This window comes from Bacillus sp. LBA3-1-1.1 (genome assembly GCF_040676495.1).
In the GTDB taxonomy this organism is placed as follows: Bacteria; Bacillota; Bacilli; order Bacillales; family Bacillaceae_G; genus Bacillus_A; species Bacillus_A nitratireducens.
This window is the reverse complement of the sequence record NZ_JBEGIB010000024.1, coordinates 255,489-275,933: the sequence shown is the minus strand read 5'-3', so window position 1 is coordinate 275,933 and position 20,445 is coordinate 255,489. Positions and strand designations below refer to the sequence as shown.

General features: G+C 35.7%; 19 protein-coding genes. 12 read left to right on the top strand and 7 right to left on the bottom strand.

Annotated elements, in window-relative coordinates; translation table 11 throughout:
• Window positions 1-202 precede the first annotated feature (202 nt).
• From gyrA to dnaA, 6 genes are all read right to left on the bottom strand, one after another.
• Entirely contained in the window at window positions 203-2,674 is a 2,472-nt protein-coding gene (gene gyrA, locus MRBLBA3_RS20085) for a DNA gyrase subunit A (RefSeq protein ID WP_363383188.1), read from the bottom strand.
• 88 nt (window positions 2,675-2,762) lie between these two features.
• Window positions 2,763-4,685, bottom strand: coding sequence for a DNA topoisomerase (ATP-hydrolyzing) subunit B (gene gyrB / locus MRBLBA3_RS20080; RefSeq protein ID WP_363383185.1), 1,923 nt, complete (start codon window positions 4,683-4,685; stop codon window positions 2,763-2,765).
• Between the two features lie 38 nt (window positions 4,686-4,723).
• Window positions 4,724-5,851: a DNA replication/repair protein RecF gene (gene recF, locus MRBLBA3_RS20075; RefSeq protein WP_000470960.1), complete on the bottom strand. Its 1,128-nt coding sequence runs from the start codon at window positions 5,849-5,851 to the stop codon at window positions 4,724-4,726.
• Window positions 5,852-5,863: 12 nt separating this feature from the next.
• Complete coding sequence (gene yaaA / locus MRBLBA3_RS20070; RefSeq protein WP_000835828.1) at window positions 5,864-6,076, bottom strand: S4 domain-containing protein YaaA; 213 nt, start codon at window positions 6,074-6,076, stop codon at window positions 5,864-5,866.
• Window positions 6,077-6,204: 128 nt separating this feature from the next.
• A complete protein-coding gene (gene dnaN, locus MRBLBA3_RS20065; RefSeq protein WP_001212881.1) occupies window positions 6,205-7,350 on the bottom strand; it encodes a DNA polymerase III subunit beta in 1,146 nt (381 codons plus the stop codon).
• 182 nt (window positions 7,351-7,532) lie between these two features.
• Window positions 7,533-8,873 carry a chromosomal replication initiator protein DnaA gene (gene dnaA / locus MRBLBA3_RS20060; protein WP_000428011.1) on the bottom strand — a complete coding sequence of 447 codons (1,341 nt, stop codon included), beginning with the start codon at window positions 8,871-8,873 and terminating at the stop codon, window positions 7,533-7,535.
• A 564-nt stretch (window positions 8,874-9,437) separates the two neighbouring features.
• Between dnaA and rpmH the strand changes: the two genes are divergently transcribed.
• The 10 genes from rpmH (at window position 9,438) to spo0J (ending at window position 18,489) form a co-directional block, all read left to right on the top strand.
• On the top strand, window positions 9,438-9,572 hold the full coding sequence (gene rpmH, locus MRBLBA3_RS20055) for a 50S ribosomal protein L34 (RefSeq protein WP_000831901.1): 135 nt from the start codon (window positions 9,438-9,440) through the stop codon (window positions 9,570-9,572).
• A gap of 76 nt (window positions 9,573-9,648) precedes the next feature.
• Window positions 9,649-9,996, top strand: coding sequence for a ribonuclease P protein component (rnpA, locus tag MRBLBA3_RS20050; RefSeq protein ID WP_000728888.1), 348 nt, complete (start codon window positions 9,649-9,651; stop codon window positions 9,994-9,996).
• Between the two features lie 52 nt (window positions 9,997-10,048).
• Complete coding sequence (gene spoIIIJ, locus MRBLBA3_RS20045; RefSeq protein WP_000726756.1) at window positions 10,049-10,816, top strand: YidC family membrane integrase SpoIIIJ; 768 nt, start codon at window positions 10,049-10,051, stop codon at window positions 10,814-10,816.
• A complete protein-coding gene (jag, locus tag MRBLBA3_RS20040) occupies window positions 10,813-11,430 on the top strand; it encodes an RNA-binding cell elongation regulator Jag/EloR (protein ID WP_000022801.1) in 618 nt (205 codons plus the stop codon). Before spoIIIJ ends, jag begins: the two co-directional genes overlap by 4 nt.
• A 228-nt stretch (window positions 11,431-11,658) precedes the next feature.
• Entirely contained in the window at window positions 11,659-13,035 is a 1,377-nt protein-coding gene (gene mnmE / locus MRBLBA3_RS20035) for a tRNA uridine-5-carboxymethylaminomethyl(34) synthesis GTPase MnmE (protein WP_363383179.1), read from the top strand.
• 51 nt (window positions 13,036-13,086) lie between these two features.
• Window positions 13,087-14,976, top strand: coding sequence for a tRNA uridine-5-carboxymethylaminomethyl(34) synthesis enzyme MnmG (gene mnmG / locus MRBLBA3_RS20030; RefSeq protein ID WP_000541046.1), 1,890 nt, complete (start codon window positions 13,087-13,089; stop codon window positions 14,974-14,976).
• Between the two features lie 21 nt (window positions 14,977-14,997).
• A complete protein-coding gene (gene rsmG, locus MRBLBA3_RS20025; RefSeq protein WP_001019628.1) occupies window positions 14,998-15,717 on the top strand; it encodes a 16S rRNA (guanine(527)-N(7))-methyltransferase RsmG in 720 nt (239 codons plus the stop codon).
• A gap of 105 nt (window positions 15,718-15,822) precedes the next feature.
• Window positions 15,823-16,695 (top strand): nucleoid occlusion protein, encoded by an 873-nt coding sequence (gene noc, locus MRBLBA3_RS20020; protein ID WP_000799030.1) that lies wholly within the window; start codon window positions 15,823-15,825, stop codon window positions 16,693-16,695.
• A gap of 188 nt (window positions 16,696-16,883) precedes the next feature.
• The gene (soj, locus tag MRBLBA3_RS20015) at window positions 16,884-17,645 is read left to right on the top strand and encodes a sporulation initiation inhibitor protein Soj (protein ID WP_363383175.1); all 762 of its coding nucleotides are present in this window, start codon (window positions 16,884-16,886) and stop codon (window positions 17,643-17,645) included.
• On the top strand, window positions 17,638-18,489 hold the full coding sequence (spo0J, locus tag MRBLBA3_RS20010; RefSeq protein ID WP_001051821.1) for a stage 0 sporulation protein Spo0J: 852 nt from the start codon (window positions 17,638-17,640) through the stop codon (window positions 18,487-18,489). The genes soj and spo0J overlap by 8 nt, the downstream gene beginning before the upstream one ends.
• A 20-nt stretch (window positions 18,490-18,509) precedes the next feature.
• Here spo0J and yyaC read toward each other — a convergent pair whose 3' ends face one another.
• On the bottom strand, window positions 18,510-19,106 hold the full coding sequence (gene yyaC / locus MRBLBA3_RS20005) for a spore protease YyaC (protein WP_001020734.1): 597 nt from the start codon (window positions 19,104-19,106) through the stop codon (window positions 18,510-18,512).
• 260 nt (window positions 19,107-19,366) lie between these two features.
• Here yyaC and MRBLBA3_RS20000 point away from each other — a divergent pair, with 260 nt between their 5' ends.
• Both MRBLBA3_RS20000 and MRBLBA3_RS19995 read left to right on the top strand, forming a co-directional pair.
• Window positions 19,367-20,224, top strand: a complete 858-nt coding sequence (locus MRBLBA3_RS20000) for a mechanosensitive ion channel family protein (RefSeq protein ID WP_363383171.1) — start codon at window positions 19,367-19,369, stop codon at window positions 20,222-20,224.
• 20 nt (window positions 20,225-20,244) lie between these two features.
• Window positions 20,245-20,442, top strand: coding sequence for a DUF951 domain-containing protein (locus MRBLBA3_RS19995; RefSeq protein WP_000436055.1), 198 nt, complete (start codon window positions 20,245-20,247; stop codon window positions 20,440-20,442).
• The last annotated feature ends 3 nt before the right edge of the window (window positions 20,443-20,445 follow it).

Here is a 20,445-nt window from a genome sequence, read left to right as displayed (position 1 = left end):
CACGTTGTTTGTTTCGTTTAGTTTTCAAAGTTCAACATCGCGTTTCAGCGACTTTAATAATATATCATAGTATATTGTTTTCGTCAACAAGTTTTTTAAGATAATTTGTATCTCTCATTTGCTGACTCTGCCTATTATATAGACTTCTCTATTACTATGCAAGTATTATTATAAAAAAATAAGAGGGGGAAAAATCCCCCTCTTATTCTTCAGAAGAAACCTCTTCATTAGATTCCTCTTCTTCATCTTTTTGTGCTTTTGCTACTGTCGCTACCTCTTGTTCATCCTCTAAACGAATTAGACGGACACCTTGCGTATTACGTCCCATTTGAGAGATTTGATCAACTGGCATACGAATAATAATGCCTGCCGCTGTAATTAGCATGATGTCTTCTTCACCTGTTACAGACTTAACTGCTACTAATTTACCGTTCTTATCTGTAATGTTACAAGTCTTCAGACCTTTACCACCACGACTTTGCAGACGGTACTCATCAATCGGTGTACGCTTTCCGTAACCATTTTTCGTTACAATTAGAACATTTACATCCTCTTCAACAATTTCCATGCCTACAACTTGATCTTCATCACCTAATGTAATTGCTTTTACACCAGCCGCATTACGTCCCATAGAACGCACATCTTGCTCATTGAAACGAATTAACATACCGTTGCTTGTTCCAACGATAATATCCTTATCACCAGATGTTAAGCGTACAGAGATTAATTCATCCTCTTCACGAAGAGAAATCGCAATTAAGCCATTCGTACGTATATTTGCAAATGATGAAAGTGGTGTTCTTTTAGAGATACCTTGTTTTGTTGTAAAGAATAAGAACTGATCATCACCAAATTCACGAATTGGAATAATGGCGTTAATCCACTCCCCTTTATCTACACCTAATAGGTTAATAATCGGTATACCTTTTGCTGTACGGCTATACTCTGGGATTTCATATCCTTTCGTACGGTATACTTTACCCTTATTAGTGAAGAATAAAATATGATCATGTGTAGAAGTAGTCAATAGATGCTCTACGAAATCATCATCATTCGTTCCCATTCCTTGCACACCACGCCCGCCACGGTTCTGCGTTTTGTACGTAGAAGCTGGTAACCTCTTAATATAACCGTTATGAGTTAACGTAATTGCAATGTTTTGCTCTGGAATCAAATCTTCATCTTCAATAAATTCCATACCGCCAATTGTAATTTCCGTTCGTCTCTTATCATTGAAGCGCTCTTTTACTTCCGTTAATTCTTCACGAATAATCTCAAGAACTTTCTCTTCATCTGCTAAGATTGCTTTTAATTCAGCGATTAACTTCATTAACTCTTGATATTCTTGCTCAATTTTTTCACGTTCTAATCCTGTTAAACGTTGCAGACGCATATCTAAAATTGCTTGTGCTTGTTTCTCACTTAAACCGAAACGTTCCATTAAGCCTTGCTTTGCAATATCTGCTGTTTTCGAACCACGGATTAACGTAATAACTTCATCAAGATGATCTAGGGCAATTCGTAATCCTTCTAAAATATGAGCACGTGCCTCTGCTTTTTCTAATTCATAAGCAGTACGTCGACGAATTACTACCTTCTGATGCTCCAAGTAATGATATAAATTTTGTTTTAAATTCAATACTTGTGGCTCTCCATTTACAAGAGACAACATATTAATACCGAAACTTGTTTGAAGTGCTGTATGTTTATATAGATTATTTAATAGTACATTGGCATTGGCATCACGACGTACTTCCATAACAATACGCATACCGTTTCGATCTGACTCATCACGTAAATCCGTAATACCTTCAACTTTCTTATCACGAACTAATTCTGCAATTTTTTCAATTAATCGCGCCTTATTAACTTGATAAGGCAGTTCAGTTACGAGAATAGATTGTTTACCATTTGACTTCTCTTCAATTTCAACTTTAGCTCGAAGCATAATAGAGCCTCTACCTGTTTCATATGCTCTTCGAATCCCACTTCGTCCCAAAATTAAACCTGCTGTTGGAAAATCTGGTCCTGGAATAAACTCCATTAATTCCGCAATAGTAATGTCAGGATTATGGCTTAGTGCCAATACGCCATCAATTACTTCACCAAGTTGATGCGGCGGAATGTTTGTTGCCATACCAACTGCAATACCCGTCGTACCATTCACTAATAGATTAGGGAAACGCGCTGGCAATACAATAGGCTCTCTTTCAGAACCATCATAGTTATCTTGATAATCAATCGTATTTTTTGAAATATCACGTATTAATTCCATAGAAATCTTAGACATTCTTGCTTCTGTATAACGCATTGCTGCTGCCGAATCACCATCAACAGAACCAAAGTTACCATGTCCATCAACAAGCATATAACGTTGACTAAAATCTTGCGCCATACGTACCATCGTCTCGTAAACAGCTGAATCACCGTGAGGGTGATACTTACCGATTACTTCACCGACAATACGCGCTGATTTCTTATACGCTTTATCAGCTGTAATTCCTAAATCATTCATCGCATATAAAACCCTACGATGCACAGGTTTTAATCCATCACGAACATCTGGTAATGCACGAGATACGATAACACTCATTGCGTAATCTAAAAATGAGGTACGCATTTCATGACTAATATTAATTTCTCGAATTCGTGCTTGTTGTTGATTGTCTGACATCAACGAGCACCTCCTCTTACATTTCCGTTACACATACATTGATTTATATGTAGAAGACAGGAATACTTAGATTCCTGTCATTACTCATTTAAATATCAAGGTTTTTCACGTATTTTGCATTTTCTTGGATAAAGTTACGACGTGGCTCTACTTTATCTCCCATTAAAATTTCAAATGTTTCATCTGCCTCAATTGCATCTTGAAGAGAAACTTGAAGTAATGAACGTACTTCCGGGTCCATTGTCGTCTCCCATAACTGAGTTGGATTCATTTCCCCTAGACCTTTATAACGCTGAATCCCAGGCTTAGGTTGAGCTGGTAATTCCGCTAAGATTCTTTCAAGTTCCTTATCATTGTAAGCATATTGAATTTTCTTACCTTGTTGTACTTTAAACAAAGGCGGCTGTGCGATATATATATATCCACACTCAATTATTTGACGCATATAACGATAGAAGAACGTTAATAATAGGGTACGAATATGTGCACCATCAACATCGGCATCGGTCATAATAATAACTTTATGATAGCGTGCTTTTTCAATATCGAAGTCTCCGCCGATATTTGTACCGATCGCCGTAATAATTGTACGAACTTCATCATTTGATAAAATCTTATCTAAGCGTGCCTTTTCAACATTAATAATTTTACCCTTCAGCGGTAAAATTGCTTGGAAATGACGATCGCGTCCTTGTTTTGCAGATCCACCCGCAGAGTCACCCTCTACGATATAAATTTCACTAATCGCTGGATCTTTAGAAGAACAGTCTGCCAATTTCCCTGGTAAACTTGAAACTTCTAAAGCACTCTTTCGGCGAGTTAACTCACGAGCCTTTTTAGCTGCTACACGTGCACGCGCTGCCATAGTTCCTTTATCTATAATCTTACGTGCAACATGGGGATTTTCCAGTAAGAACTTTTCAAATGCCTCTGAGAATACTGACTCTGTAATTGTTCTTGCTTCACTATTTCCAAGTTTCGTCTTCGTTTGTCCTTCAAATTGTGGATTTGGATGTTTAATTGATACGATTGCCGTTAGACCTTCACGAACATCTTCACCGGTTAAATTACTATCCGCATCTTTTAAAATATTATTTTTACGACCATAATCGTTGATTACACGTGTTAGGGCAGTTTTAAATCCTACCTCATGTGTACCACCTTCATACGTATGAATATTATTTGTAAATGAGTAAATATGATTTGTATATCCTTCGTTATATTGAAGCGCAACTTCAACCTGAATACCATCTTTTGAACCTTCTACATATACAGGTTCTTCATGAATTGGTTGTTTTGAACGATTTAAATGTTCAACATATGATTTAATTCCACCTTCATAGTGAAACTCTTTCTTTTGCTTATGTTCACGCTTATCTTCAATTGTTAATTTAATATTACGATTTAAAAATGCCAACTCACGCATACGAGTCGCTAACGTATCAAATTCATATTCTGTCGTCTCTTTAAAAATCTCTGGGTCCGGCTTAAAGCGAGTTATTGTTCCAGTTTTATCTGTATCACCAATGACTTTTAAATCCGCAACTGGGATACCTCTTTCATACTTTTGGTAATGAATTTTTCCATCACGATGTACAAATACTTCTAGTTCTGTTGATAAGGCATTTACAACAGATGCACCAACACCATGCAAACCACCAGAAACCTTATAACCGCCACCGCCAAATTTACCTCCGGCGTGAAGGACAGTCATGATAACTTCTACTGCAGGACGTCCCATTTTTTCTTGTATACCAACTGGAATACCACGTCCATTATCCGTTACAAGAATACTATTATCTTCTTCAATACTAACGTTGATTTCATCGCAATACCCCGCTAAGGCTTCATCGATACTATTATCGACAATCTCCCATACAAGGTGGTGAAGTCCTTTTCCACTTGTAGTACCAATGTACATACCCGGACGTTTCCGAACTGCCTCTAGTCCTTCAAGTACCTGTATCTGACTTTCATCATATGCATTTTCTTGCATTTGCTTTTGTTCCATTGACACAAAGATCACCTACTTTTCCATTTAAACAGGGATTATGCCCTGTCCATTTCACAATCTACCGTGCCGTTCATTACATGAATTGTTTTCGCTTCTTTTAATGTTTCGTGTTCAATTCCGTCGACACTCGTCGTTGTCACAAATGTTTGCACTTTTCCTTGAATTGTATTTAACAGATGTGATTGACGATAATCATCCAATTCTGATAATACATCATCCAATAAAAGAATAGGATATTCCTTAACTTCTGAGTAAATCAATTCAATTTCAGCTAATTTTAGGGACAGTGCGGTCGTTCGTTGTTGTCCTTGTGAACCAAAGACTTGAACATTTTTACTATTAACGAAGAATTGTAAATCATCACGATGAGGACCAATTAAAGTTGTACCACGGAAAATTTCACGTTGTTTCACAGATTGAAAACTTTCATAGTATACTTCTTTTATTTTCGACAAATCCATTGATTCTGATACATCTAGGCTTGGTTTATAGACGATTTCTAATTCCTCTAATCCTCTGCTAATCCCGCGATGTATCGGCGCAGCCCATTCTTGTAGTAAATGCAAAAACTCAAAACGTTTTCGCAATATTTTTGCACCATGCTCAATGAGTTGAAGTGTAAATACATCCAACATCGTTTCCTCATTTTTACTATTCCCTTGCATCTTTTTAAGCAAGTGATTTCGTTGCGTGAGCACTTTTTGATATTGGCTTAGTTCGTACAAATAAACGGGCGCTATTTGTCCTAGTTCCATATCTAAAAAGCGTCTTCTTACTTGAGGGCTTCCTTTTACAAGATTTAAATCTTCTGGGGCAAACATCACAACGTTCATTTCACCAATATATTGGCTTAACTTTTGTTGTTCAAGTTGATTTAGCTTTGCCTTTTTACCTTTTTTGGAAATATTTAATTCTAAAGACAAAGAACTATTTCTTTTTTGTAATCTACCTTTGATTTGACCGTAATCCTCATCCCATCGAATAAGTTCACGATCATTAGAGGTTCTATGAGATTTTGCCATCGCTAATACGTAAATGGCCTCCATCAAATTTGTTTTCCCTTGTGCATTTTCACCAATAATTACATTGACCTTGTCCTCAAAGGAAAGCTCTAATTTTTCATAATTACGATAGTTTTTTAATTGTATTTCTGTAATAAACAAAGGGATCCCCCTTTATGCCTGAACTTGGAAAGTTCCACTTCCCGGAATTTCAATAATATCATTCGCATATAACTTGCGACCTCTTCTATTCTCAAGCTCTTGATTCACGTACACTTCATATTCTTGTAAGAACCATTTCACAGCCCCGCCCGTATCAATTACATCGGCTAGCTTTAAAAATTGTCCTAGTGTAATGTATTCTGTTGAAATTTTAATACTTTTCATAAAAATCTCTCACTTTCTGAAAGTGTTCATTCTTTCATTGTACTAAATAAACTAGCATTAGGAAAGCAATACCCTAAAATCAAATAAGGGTCACTAGTACCTTTAAACTAGCAACCCTCAACCCTTACTTAGTAAGTACGTACCGGTAAAATTAATTGGATGATGGAATCATCATTTACTGTACGAATCAAAAACGGCCTCATCGCCCCAGTAAAGCTAATTTTAATTTCTGTACTATCTAAAGCTTTTAATGCGTCCATCATATATTTTGCACTAAAAGATATTTTTAATTCTTCTCCATCTACGTTTTCACATTGAACTTCTTCTACTACTTTTCCGATTTCTGGTGAATTTGAAGAAATCTCAAGCATTTGTTGTTCTAATGTCGATAATTTAACAACATTGTTACGACCATCTCTTGCTAATAGCGAAGCACGATCAATTGCTTGTAAAAATTCTTTTGTATTCACAAAAATGTCTGTCTTACTCTCGGCTGGAATTAAACGTGTTGTATCTGGATAGTTACCTTCTAACAATCTCGAGAAGAATAATAAATGTTTTGTACGGAATAATACTTGATACTCCGTAATAACGATATCTACCATTTCTTCAGATTCATCTAGGATTTTACTTAATTCATTTAAGCTCTTACCAGGAATAACGACATTGGCTTGAAATTCATCAGCAATATTATACCCTTCAATTTTTGCTTTACGAAGTGCTAGTCTGTGACTATCTGTTGCAATACAAGTTAACTCGCTGTTATATACTTTCCAGTTTACACCTGTCAAGATCGGTCTTGTTTCAGAAGTTGAAACTGCAAATACCGTTTGCCTAATCATATGTTTAAGTAAATCTGTTGGAATCTTAAATACATGATGTTCTTCAATCTGAGGTAGTAACGGATATTCAGCTGAATCTAAACCATTTAAATTAAACTCTGATTTTCCAGATTTTATTTTTGTCATAAAATGATTTTCCACAGAAATTTCAACAATTTCTTTAGGTAATTTTTTTACGATCTCACTAAAATATTTTGCTTGTAAAACAATACTTCCTGATTGTTCAATTTCAACAACCTCTTTTCCAGCATCTTCGACTGGGATAAATGATTCGATAGAGATATCTGCATCGCTACCTGTTAAAGTAACCCCTTCTTCAGTTGCTACAACTTTAATTCCTGTAAGAATTGGAATTGTTGTACGAGAAGAAACTGCCTTCATTACATCTTGTACACCTCTTACAAGATAGTCTTTTTGTATTGTAAAACGCATAACGAAAAACCTCCGGTAAGTATAAGATTTTATTTATTTAATAAAGATAAAAAAGTAGTAGTAATAGTAATAGGGCTTGTGGATATGTGGATAACCCCGTTTAAAGATGTAAAAACAGTCTATCTACATGTGGATAGACTGTGCGTAAAACAAGGTAAGTTATTCACACTATTCAGCTACTACTACTTTAAAATATCATTAATTTCTTCGACATGTTTTTGTAATTGAGTATCCGTTTTTAATAGCTTCGAAATTTTTTCGTGAGCATGGATTACTGTTGTATGATCGCGGCCACCAAATTCTTCACCTATTTTTGGTAAAGATGAGTCCGTAAGTTCGCGTGATAAATACATTGCAATTTGACGAGGGAATGCAACGGATTTTGTACGTTTTTTTGCTTTGAAATCTTCTAATTTTACTTGATAGACGCCCCCAACGGCCTTTTGAATATCAGAGATAGAAATAATTCTAGGTATAGAGTTTGGAATAATACCTTTAAGTGCTTCAGCTGCTAAATCAGCATTAATATCTTTATTAATTAAAGATGAATAAGCTACAACGCGAATAAGTGCACCTTCTAACTCACGAATGTTAGAATCAATTTGATTTGCAATATAAAGCATAACCTCATTTGGTATATCAAGGCCTTCTGCTTTTGCTTTTTTACGTAAAATTGCAATTCTAGTTTCTAAATCTGGTGGCGTAATATCCGTAATTAAGCCCCATTCAAAGCGAGAACGAAGGCGATCTTCTAAAGTTGGGATTTCTTTTGGTGGTCTATCACTTGAAATCACAATTTGTTTACTTTCTTCATGTAACGCATTAAATGTATGGAAGAACTCTTCCTGTGTTTGTTCTTTTCCAGCAAGAAATTGAATATCATCTATCAATAAGACATCTACATTACGATATTTATTACGAAAATCGACAGCTTTATTATCACGAATTGAGTTAATGAATTCATTTGTGAATTTTTCAGATGATAAATATACAACTTTTGCATTCGGGTTGTGTTCAATTACATAATGCCCAATTGCGTGCATTAAATGTGTTTTTCCAAGTCCAACGCCCCCATAAATAAAGAGCGGATTATAAGCTTTAGCGGGAGCTTCAGCTACAGCTAAAGAAGCAGCGTGTGCAAAACGATTACCAGAGCCAATAACAAATGTATCAAATGTATATTTTGGATTTAGCATGCTCTGTGGTAAATGAGTAGAATCATCTTGTACTCGATTTTTTTTAATAGGAGGAAGATCTATATCCTCTTCCGCCTGACTTTGGGGAATAATAAAACGAATAGCTAGTTTTGCCCCTGTTAAATCATAAAGTGTTTCCGAAATGAGTTCTGAATAATGGGATTCTAGCCAGTCACGAGCAAATTCATTTGGAGCTGTAATAGTTAATACATCTTTTTTCAAGTTATGAGCGGTTGTTGATTTTAACCACGTTTCATAACTGGGCTTACTTACCTTTTTTTCTAAGTCTTTCAAGGCACTATTCCATAAATCAGAGATATTTTCCAAAGGTGTCCCTCCTTTACAAAGATGGTAAAAGAATAAGGTTGCGCAACAATTGTACAACCCGTAAATATTTTAAATGCATATTTATACGAAACGTATTTTAAAATATAAAAACGTTGTTTGTATCCGAGATAGAGTTTTCGACAAAAAAACAAATGTGGACAACTATTTACCCACATGTGATTTAAACTGTCCACATGTTATACACAAATTGTGGATAAAATAAAGATGTGGAAAACTTATTCAAAGTGAAAACACAACTATAATATCAAAAAACAATAGCTATAGCAATGAATTTAAGAAAGTTATCCACAAAATCAATACCTTGTGGAATAAACTTGTCCACAACACGATATACTGTGTAAAAGTAAAAAAAGAGTTTGTGGATACAAAAAAAGAGAAAAGATATTTATCCACAAGGAAATATAGGGGCTGTGAAAAAGTCTGTGAATAGGTTCAAAATGAATATTTGATGAAAATTTCAAGAACCATTGACATTTTCCTAGTTGATTAACTATAATTTATTAGACTGTCTTTAACAGATATTCCTCAGGGAGGTGTCATATAATGAAAAGAACTTACCAACCAAATAAACGTAAGCGCAGCAAAGTACATGGTTTCCGCAGCCGTATGAGCACAGCGAACGGACGTAAAGTGCTAGCAGCTCGTCGTCGTAAAGGAAGAAAAGTATTATCTGCGTAGACCACTGATCGTTCAGTGGTCTTTTTTTCTAATAATAATGAATTTCCGCTGATGAAATACAGGAGTGTCAATTGATATGAAGAAAAAAAATCGTATAAAAAAGAATGATGAATTTCAGGCTGTTTTCCAAAAAGGACAGTCGAATGCTAATCGTCAGTTTGTTGTATACCAGTTAAATAAAGAAAAACAGCCATACTTTCGCATCGGCCTTTCTGTTAGTAAGAAAATAGGAAATGCAGTAGTTCGTAATCGAATCAAGCGTATGATTCGCCAAGCGATTATGGAATTAAAAGATGAGATAGATTCTGGAAAAGATTTTGTTATAATAGCAAGGAAGCCTTGTGCAGAGATGACATATGAAGAGTTAAAGAAAAGCTTAATTCATGTCTTTAAACGCTCTGGTATGAAAAGAATAAAAAAGTAGCGTAAGGAAATGAATTACACTATATACATACCGAAACAAGGAGGAGCAGGCTTTGAAAAAGAAAATAGGTTTAATAGCCATGGTTGTTGTGTTAATGGCAATTGCTACTGGTTGTAGTGAAACAAATCAGCCGATTACACCGAAAAGTACTGGGATTTGGAATGAATATTTCGTATACCCGCTTTCTCAGTTAATCACGTATTTTGCAAACTTATTTGGTAGTAATTACGGCTTAGCAATCGTGGTTACAACTCTTATTATTCGTTTTGCATTATTACCATTAATGATCAAACAAACGAAGAGTACGAAGGCAATGCAAGCGTTACAACCAGAAATGGTAAAATTAAAAGAGAAATATAGCTCAAAAGATCAAGCAACACAGCAAAAATTACAACAAGAAATGATGCAGTTATATCAAAAAAATGGGGTAAATCCATTAGCAGGATGTTTACCAATTTTTGTTCAGATGCCTATTTTATTCGCGTTTTATCATGCGATTATGAGAACATCAGAAATTAGTAAGCATACATTCTTATGGTTTGATTTAGGACAGGCAGATCCTTACTATATCCTTCCAATTGTTGCGGCTATTACGACTTTTATTCAGCAAAAACTTGCAATGGCAGGAACGGCTGGACAAAACCCGCAAATGGCAATGATGATTTGGCTTATGCCAATCATGATTTTAGTCTTTGCAATTAACTTCCCAGCAGCACTATCACTATACTGGGTAGTTGGTAACATCTTTGGTATTGCTCAAATGTATTTGATCAAAGGGCCTGAAATTAAGGCTAGTAAGGCAGGAGGATCAAGCAAGTGAGTATAATTACTGCTAAAGGACAAACAGTCGAGCTGGCAGTACAAGATGCTTTAAGACAATTAAATGTTTCGAAAGATCGAGTAGATATAAAGATTATTGATGAGGGTAAGAGGGGATTCCTAGGTTTATTTGGGAATCGCCCCGCTATAGTAGAAGTTGTAGTGAAGAAAGATCCCATCCAAGAGTGTGAAGAATATTTAAAAAATGTTATTCGCAATATGGGTGTGGAAGTTGAGATTAGAAAAGTTGTAAAAGGACGCGAAGTGGAATTTACAATTTCTGGTGAAAACGTAGGTGTTTTGATTGGTAAAAGAGGAAACACCTTGAATTCTTTACAGTATTTAACAAAACTTGTGGCAAATCGTAATACGAAGCAATATATTGGCATCACACTAGATGCTGAAAATTATCGTAGTAAAAGAAAAAGTACGTTAGAATTGCTTTCTTATCGATTAGCAAAACAAGCAGTAAGTACGAAAAAAAGAGTTATGTTGGAACCTATGCCATCTTTTGAACGAAAGATTATTCATCAAGCATTATCTAATCATCAAAATATCATTACAACTTCTGAAGGAAAAGAACCACATCGATATGTTGTAATATCTTCCAAGTGACCGGTTACTCAATTGAGTGCCGGTTTTTTTGAGGCGAAAATAAATGTGGATAACTAAAAAAACACTAAACTTATCCACTGTTAATAAGTTTAGTGTTTTTTACATGAGGACATAATAAAATGAGTTATTATTCTTTTGCAGATAGGTTCGTTATGGTATCCTAATAATTTAGTGACGTAAAAAAATCATGTTGAAATAGAGATAAATAAGCAAGTGAGGTGAAAGGACATGGAATTTGATACAATTGCCGCAATTTCCACAGCTCTTGGGGAAGGTGCAATTGCCATTGTTCGAGTAAGTGGGGATGATGCGATTGAGAAAGTCGATCGCATTTTTAAAGGGAAAGATTTAACACAGGTTGATTCTCATACAATTCATTATGGTCATATTGTCGATTTAGATACAAATCAAGTAATTGAAGAAGTTATGGTATCGATTATGCGTGCACCTAGGACTTTTACGCGTGAAAATATAGTAGAAATCAACTGTCATGGTGGACTTGTTTCGGTAAATAAAGTATTACAGCTTATTTTAGCACAAGGAGTACGTTTGGCAGAGCCTGGTGAATTTACGAAACGTGCTTTTTTAAATGGGCGTATTGATTTATCACAAGCGGAAGCTGTTATGGATTTAATCCGTGCAAAAACAGATCGTGCTATGAACGTGGCGATCAACCAAATGGAAGGGCGATTATCTAAATTAATTGGCCGCCTGCGTCAAGACATATTGGAAACGTTAGCCCATGTTGAGGTAAATATAGATTACCCAGAATATGATGATGTAGAAGAGATGACGCATAATATTTTAATTGAGAAAGCTACACATGTTCGTGCTGAAATTACAAAAATATTAGAGACATCGAAGCAAGGAAAGATTTTACGTGAAGGTATTGCTACGGCAATCATCGGTAGACCTAACGTTGGGAAATCATCGCTATTAAATAGTCTCGTTCAGGAGAAAAAAGCGATCGTAACTGATATTGCAGGAACAACGAGAGATGTTATTGAAGAGTACGTTAATGTGCGTGGTGTACCACTTAAACTTATAGATACAGCAGGTATTCGTGAAACAGAAGATGTTGTTGAACGAATTGGTGTAGAGCGTTCAAAAGAAATGATGAGCCAAGCCGATTTAGTGTTAGTTGTAGTCAATTATAGTGAAGCTTTAACGAATGAAGATGAAGAACTATTCCGTGCCGTACAAGGAAAAGACTTCATTATTATTGTCAATAAGACAGATTTACCGCAAGAGATTGATATGGAACGTGTTACAGAGCTAGCTGCAGGAAATCGTGTTATTACGACGTCTTTAATTGAGGAGCAGGGAATTGATGAGCTTGAAAAAGCGATAGCTGATTTATTCTTTGAAGGAGCAATTGATTCTGCAGATATGACATATGTTTCTAACACGAGACATATTGGATTATTAACACAAGCAGGAACGACAATTGGAGATGCAATTGAAGCCATAGAAAATGGTGTTCCAATCGATATGGTACAAATTGATTTAACAAGAACGTGGGAAATACTTGGTGAAATTACTGGTGATACCGTCCATGAAAGCTTAATTGACCAGTTATTCTCTCAGTTTTGTTTAGGAAAATAATAAAGCGAAGCAACGTTTTAGAAAGATAGAGATTATTAGGAGGAATAAACAATGGGATACAATGCCGGTTCATACGATGTCATAGTAATCGGTGCAGGTCATGCAGGATGCGAAGCTGGTCTTGCGGCAGCACGAATGGGCTCAAAAACCTTAATGTTAACAATTAACTTAGATATGGTAGCATTCATGCCATGTAACCCTTCTGTTGGTGGACCAGCAAAAGGGATTGTTGTTCGTGAAATTGATGCATTAGGCGGAGAAATGGGACGCAATATTGATAAGACACATATTCAAATGCGTATGTTAAATACGGGTAAAGGACCAGCTGTACGTGCGCTTCGTGCACAAGCTGATAAATTCTCTTACCAACATGAATTAAAGAAAACAATTGAAGAAACACCAAACTTAACGTTGTTCCAGGGAATGGTAGAGCGTTTAATCGTTGAAGATGGTGTATGTAAAGGGGTAATTACACAAGCTGGTGCTGAATACACAGCAAAAACAGTTGTAATTACAACTGGAACATTTTTACGCGGTGAGATTATTATGGGTGATTTAAAATATTCAAGCGGTCCAAATAATCAGCAACCATCTATTACTTTATCCGAACATTTAGAGGAACTTGGTTTTGATCTTGTTAGGTTTAAAACAGGTACGCCTCCGCGTGTAAATAGTAATACGATTGATTACAGTAAAACAGAAATTCAGCCAGGTGATGACAAGCCACGAGCGTTCTCTTTTGAAACGACAAAATTTATTATGGATCAAATTCCATGTTGGTTGACGTATACAAGTACAGAAACACATCGTTTAATAGATGAAAACTTACATCGCTCAGCTATGTATTCTGGTATGATTAAAGGAACAGGACCTAGATATTGTCCTTCAATTGAAGACAAGGTAGTTAGATTTAATGATAAGCCACGTCATCAAATTTTCTTAGAGCCAGAAGGACGTAATACACAAGAGGTATATGTTCAAGGTTTATCGACAAGTTTACCAGAAGATGTGCAACGTGACATGCTTAGAACAATCCCTGGTCTAGAAAATGTTGAAATGATGCGTACAGGTTATGCAATTGAATATGATGCAATTGTGCCAACACAACTATGGCCAACACTTGAAACAAAAAAGATTAAAAATCTATATACAGCAGGACAAATTAACGGAACTTCTGGTTACGAAGAAGCAGCAGGACAAGGGCTTATGGCTGGGATTAATGCAGCGTGTCGTTCTTTAGGTAAAAAAGAAGTTATTTTAGGTCGTGCTGATGCTTATATTGGTGTCTTAATTGATGACCTTGTAACGAAAGGTACAAATGAACCATATCGTTTATTAACGTCTCGTGCAGAATATCGCCTATTATTACGCCACGATAATGCTGATCTTCGTTTAACTGAAGTTGGTCGTGAAATTGGCTTAATTAAAGAAGATCGCTATGAGCGATTTACAAATAAAAAGTTACAAATTGAACAGGAAAAGGAACGTTTAGGGAGCATTATTATTAAACCACGTCCTGAAGTTCAAGAATTAATTCGTAGTATTGGCGGAAGTGAATTGAAAGATGGAATACGTGCAAGTGACTTATTACGTCGTCCAGAGGTGACATATGAGCATATTCATCTTTTAGTACCAAGTGAAGTAGCATTAAGTGATGAAATTACGGAACAAGTTGAAATTCAGACTAAGTACGAAGGATACATTGAAAAATCTTTACAGCAAGTAGATCGTATGAAGAAAATGGAAAACAAAAAAATCCCTGTGGATATTGATTATGATGCGATTTCTAGCCTTGCCTCAGAAGCGAGACAGAAATTGAAAGATGTTCGTCCACTTTCAATGGGGCAGGCTTCACGTATTTCTGGCGTAAATCCAGCTGATGTTTCCATTTTGCTTGTGTATATTGAACAAGGAAAAATTGCACGAGTATCGAACCAATAAATAGTAAGGAGATATTGCTAGATGAACATAGAACAATTTCAATCTATGCTAGAAGAGAAGGGTATCACCCTCTCTTCTAGACAATTAGAGCAGTTCAAAATCTACTTTGAAACGTTAGTAGAGTGGAATGAAAAAATGAATTTAACAGCTATTACGGAGAAGGAAGAAGTATACTTAAAACACTTTTTTGATTCTATTACAGCTGCTTTTTATTATGATTTTTCGAAACCATTCTCTATTTGTGATGTTGGCGCAGGAGCTGGATTCCCAAGTATCCCGTTGAAAATCTGTTTCCCACATTTAAAAGTAACAATTGTAGATTCATTACAAAAACGTATTAATTTCTTAAATCACTTAGCGCAAAAATTAGAGTTAAGTGATGTTGCATTTTGTCATGATCGTGCTGAAACATTTGGGAAAAAAGAAGGTGTACGTGAATCATACGATATTGTGATGGCACGTGCAGTTGCACGTCTTTCTGTATTAAGTGAGCTATGTTTACCACTTGTAAAAGTTGGGGGAACATTTATTGCAATGAAAGGTGCTGCAGCAAACGAAGAAATTGAAAATGGCAAGTATGCTTTAGAGGTACTAGGCGGGGAATTAAAAGAAATGTCTACGTTCCAATTACCATTTGAGGAAAGTGAACGTAATATTTTATTAATCGAGAAAAAGCGCAAGACACCAAAGAAATATCCACGCAAACCGGGAACACCCAATAAATTACCTATTGAAAAATAAATCTTATTAGACGTAAGATTGAATTATATAAATGAAAACGTAAATGTTTCATAGGAAACATTTTATGGAGAATAGTCAATAGGCCTAAAAGGTGGTGGAATATGTATGAAAAATACGTTTTCTCGTTTATTTGGCTTTGGAGATAAAGAGAGCGAATTCGAATTACAAGAGGAAAGCCATGAAGAAATAGATAAAAAGGTATATGAGGAAATACAAGAAATCCCGATAGTAAATATTACCCCTAACCGTTATCAACCACGAACAGTTTTCGATGATGCACGAATCGATGAACTAGCATTAACGATTCGTACTCATGGGCTTATCCAGCCGATTGTCGTGAGGCAATATGAGGATGATAAGTATGAGATTATTGCTGGAGAAAGACGTTTCCGCGCAGCAACGAAGCTAGGGTGGGAAAAGGTTCCTGCGATTATAAAGAACTTAAATGATACAGAGACAGCTTCTGTAGCGCTAATTGAAAATTTGCAACGTGAGGAATTAACAGCAATCGAGGAAGCTGTGGCATATCAAAAGCTGATTGAGTTACATAATTTAACACAAGAAGCACTGGCACAACGACTTGGAAAAGGGCAATCCACAATCGCAAATAAGTTGCGATTGTTAAAGTTGCCTGAAGAAATAAAAAGTGCGTTATTAGAAAAAAGTATTACAGAGCGTCACGCTCGTGCTCTCATTCCTTTAAAAAATGAGGAATTACAACTGAAGGTTTTACAAGAAATTGTGGAAAAACAACTGAATGTAAAGCAAACAGAAGAACGAATTGCAAAATTATTAGAGGAAGCAAAACCGAAGCGTAAAGCGAAGCAAAAAGCAGTAAGTAGAGATACGAGAATTGCTATGAATACAATTAGGCAGTCATTAGAAATGGTTGCTAATAGTGGTTTAAATGTTAATTCTGAGGAAGAAGAATTTGATGAGTACTATCAAATTACGATTAAAATTCCGAAGAAAAAATAATAATGGCGTGTTAGAGACCTTATCCTAGTGGAGAGGTCTCTTTTACTATATTTTCTTGTTAATGAAGAAGGAGTTTAGAAATAAATTTTGAAGTTTAATAAGGACGTAAAAGAAAAGCTTTTATTTCATGTTACAATAAACGTAATTGTTACTAGAATAAGATAGAAAGGTTGAAAGTAGGTGACATCATGGGAAAAATCATTGCTATTGCTAATCAAAAAGGCGGTGTTGGAAAAACAACAACATCTGTTAATTTAGGGGCTGGATTGGCGCAAGTAGGTAAAAAAGTCCTTCTCATAGACATTGATGCTCAAGGAAATGCCACGACTGGTGTGGGAATTGAAAAATCCGAATTAGATCAATGTATTTATAATGTTCTGGTGGAAGATGCAGATGTTCAAGGAGTTATACGGAAAACCGCAACTGAAAACTTAGATGTTCTACCCGCTACAATTCAATTGGCCGGTGCTGAAATTGAATTGGTACCGACTATTTCCCGGGAAGTACGTTTGCAAAGGGCATTACAGCCAGTTCGTGATGAATATGATTATATTATTATCGACTGTCCCCCATCCTTAGGGTTATTAACGATTAATGCATTAACAGCAGCGGATTCAGTTATTATTCCTGTTCAGTGTGAATATTATGCACTAGAAGGATTAAGTCAGCTATTAAATACGGTTCGACTTGTGCAAAAACATTTAAATAAAAATTTAGCAATCCAAGGTGTATTGTTAACGATGTTGGATGCCCGTACAAATTTAGGGATTCAAGTTATAGATGAAGTGAAAAAATACTTTAGGGATAAAGTATACCGTTCGATTATTCCTCGAAATGTGCGCTTAAGTGAGGCGCCAAGTCATGGGAAACCGATTATGCAGTATGACGCTAAATCAAGAGGAGCAGAAGTATATATAGATTTAGCAGAGGAAGTGATTGCAGGTGGCTAAAGGATTAGGAAGAGGAATTAATGTGTTTTTTCCTGATTTGGATGTGAAGGAAGAAGAAACAATTCAGGAGATTATAGTAACTGAATTAAGGCCGAATCCATATCAACCACGTAAGCATTTCAATAAAGAAGCAATTCAGGAATTAGCGGCTTCTATTAAAGAACATGGCATATTGCAACCATTAATCGCTAGAAAGAGTATTAAGGGATATGAAATTGTTGCAGGTGAAAGAAGATATCGTGCTGCTAAAGAGGCTGGACTTGAAAAGGTTCCTGCTGTTGTAAGGCAATTAAACGAGCAGCAAATGATGGAATTTGCTTTGCTTGAAAACTTACAACGAGAAGATTTAAATCCTATGGAAGAGGCAATGGCATATCAGATGTTAATGAGTGAGCTAAATGTAACGCAAGAACAATTAGCGAAACGTCTTGGTAAAAGCAGACCTTACATTGCAAATTATACTCGGTTATTAAGCCTCCCTTCGTTCGTACAAGATATGATTGCAAATGGTCAACTTTCAATGGCTCACGGTAGAACCTTACTTACGATAAAAGATGAAGAACAACTGAAGTCTTTATTAAAACGAATCGAAAAAGAAGGATTAAATGTTCGCCAATTAGAAAAAATTGTCCAGGAGATTAATCAAAGCGTTTCACGTGAAACAAAACAGATAAAAAAAGATCGAAATATATTCTTCGTAGAGCGTGAAACGTTCTTAAGAGAAAAGTTTGGTACAGATGTAAAAATTAAAGAAACAAAAAAAGAAAAAGGTAAAATTGAAATTGAATTTTTCAATAAAGAAGATTTAAATCGTATTTTAGAATTATTATCACAGAAAAACTAAAAAGCAAACCATCTTATTATTTAGAGATGGTTTGCTTTTTTTAACGCAGATAATTTTTGATCCGTTTCTTTTATACTTTGTGCAATTACATCAGCCATTTTCATGACTAAACTTAATCTTGTATTTTGAAGAACAAAAAACTCCATAAAACCATTTAGATTGACGATGCCGTGTATATGCAAATCACCAACTGCAGGCAATTTCTTATTCATCGCAGCTCCAGGTTTACTAGGTCCCTTTCCAGTAGTGATTGAACCGATACTTTGAGATTTTCCTAAGCATGCATCAACAGCAATTATAAAAGAAGTAGGATTTTCTTTCTGTATATTCTGAATTTTCTCTTCTAAATTTAACGCATGTATTGGTTCATCTAGTGTGCCGAATACTTGGAAGTTTTTAATTTCTACTTGTTCTAGTTTAGTGCCAACTAATGGGCCGAGTGCATCACCGGTGGAACGATCTGTTCCGATACAAACGAGAATGAGTGGTATGTTAGTTTTAATGGGAATATGGGAAAGTAAAAAGTTACTGATTGTCTCGGAGGCTTCTAAGTCTTGGTGCATAACATTTTGAGTTTCTTTTTCGAAAAAAGGTAAGCGAAAACTTCCAATATTCATGAAGCACCCATCCTTTTAATAAATTTTCAAAATATGTTATACGTTGAGTAAAATGGAAAACTATAAGTGCGTACTTTTTGCAAAATGTGAGTGAAAACGGAAATAATAGTACTAGTATATATATATTCGCTCCATTTTATACCTGGATAGAAGTTAACAAATGGAATTAAAGTCATAAAATTTTTTAAGAAATCAGAGAGACTTCTGATACAATGAGAAGGATAACTAAAAAGAAATTTTAGCTGGAGAGGTAGAGGTACATGGATTTAGCGTTGAAATGGTTTGAGTCCATTGATTGGACGAATATAGGTGTAAGATCACTAAAAATAGTCGTTATTTTAATACTTGGTGCAATCATTGTGCGAGTTGCAAGGGCAGTTGTACGAAATGCGTTTCGCATGGGAAGTCGTTCGCCAATTCAAATTTCAGAACGTCGTACAGTTACAGTAGCGAAGTTACTTGAAAATATTGTGGCATACGTTGTTATATTTATTATGTTGATTGCGATTTTAGGCGTGTTCAATATTAATGCATCAGGTCTATTAGCTGGTGCCGGGGTTATTGGTTTAGCAGTCGGATTTGGTGCTCAAAGTTTAGTGAAAGATGTCATTACAGGACTATTTATTTTGCTAGAAGATCAGTTTTCAGTTGGTGACTATGTAAGAATTGGTCAGTTTGAGGGAGTTGTTTTAGAAATTGGACTTCGTACAACGAAACTAAAGAGCTGGACAGGGGAAATTCATACTTTACCAAACGGAAGTATTATTCAAGTTACTAATTTTTCGGTTAGTAATAGTGTAGCATTCGTTGATGTATCTATTTCGTATGAGGCCGATATAGCAAAAGCAGAGCAAGTAATTGAAGAGTTATTAGTAGAATTACCTGCAAAGTACGAGAAGATGGTAACAACGCCTCAATTGTTAGGTGTACAAACATTAGCTGCATCAGAAGTTATATTACGTGTTATTGCTGAAGTGGAGCCGATGCAACATGCAGTTATTGCAAGAGCTCTTCGTAAAGAGATTAAAACTCGTCTGGATTTACATGGAATTGAAATTCCATATCCACGTATGGTTTTATATAATCGTGAAGAATTGGTTAGTGGAAAAGCAATTTAGTATGGAGAGGGGTTTGGAGAGTGGAGCAAAAGCAATATAACTTGTACGATGTTGTGGAAATGAAGAAGGCCCATCCATGTGGTGTAAATCGCTGGAAGATTATTCGTATGGGAATGGATATCCGCATTAAGTGCGAGGGATGTGACCATTCGGTAATGATTCCTCGAAGAGAGTTTGATCGTAAGGTAAAAAAAATACTTGTGAAGCATGAAGAATAGAGA

Bases quoted from the DNA above. Each gene is read 5' to 3' on its own strand.
- rpmH (WP_000831901.1), top strand. From the start codon at position 9,438: ATGAAAAGAACTTACCAACCAAATAAACGTAAGCGCAGCAAAGTACAT.
- rsmG (WP_001019628.1), top strand. From the start codon at position 14,998: ATGAACATAGAACAATTTCAATCTATGCTAGAAGAGAAGGGTATCACC.
- mnmG (WP_000541046.1), top strand. From the start codon at position 13,087: ATGGGATACAATGCCGGTTCATACGATGTCATAGTAATCGGTGCAGGT.
- yaaA (WP_000835828.1), bottom strand. From the start codon at position 6,076: ATGAAAAGTATTAAAATTTCAACAGAATACATTACACTAGGACAATTT.
- gyrA (WP_363383188.1), bottom strand. From the start codon at position 2,674: ATGTCAGACAATCAACAACAAGCACGAATTCGAGAAATTAATATTAGT.
- soj (WP_363383175.1), top strand. From the start codon at position 16,884: ATGGGAAAAATCATTGCTATTGCTAATCAAAAAGGCGGTGTTGGAAAA.
- dnaN (WP_001212881.1), bottom strand. From the start codon at position 7,350: ATGCGTTTTACAATACAAAAAGACTATCTTGTAAGAGGTGTACAAGAT.
- mnmE (WP_363383179.1), top strand. From the start codon at position 11,659: ATGGAATTTGATACAATTGCCGCAATTTCCACAGCTCTTGGGGAAGGT.
- yyaC (WP_001020734.1), bottom strand. From the start codon at position 19,106: ATGAATATTGGAAGTTTTCGCTTACCTTTTTTCGAAAAAGAAACTCAA.
- MRBLBA3_RS20000 (WP_363383171.1), top strand. From the start codon at position 19,367: ATGGATTTAGCGTTGAAATGGTTTGAGTCCATTGATTGGACGAATATA.
- gyrB (WP_363383185.1), bottom strand. From the start codon at position 4,685: ATGGAACAAAAGCAAATGCAAGAAAATGCATATGATGAAAGTCAGATA.
- rnpA (WP_000728888.1), top strand. From the start codon at position 9,649: ATGAAGAAAAAAAATCGTATAAAAAAGAATGATGAATTTCAGGCTGTT.
- noc (WP_000799030.1), top strand. From the start codon at position 15,823: ATGAAAAATACGTTTTCTCGTTTATTTGGCTTTGGAGATAAAGAGAGC.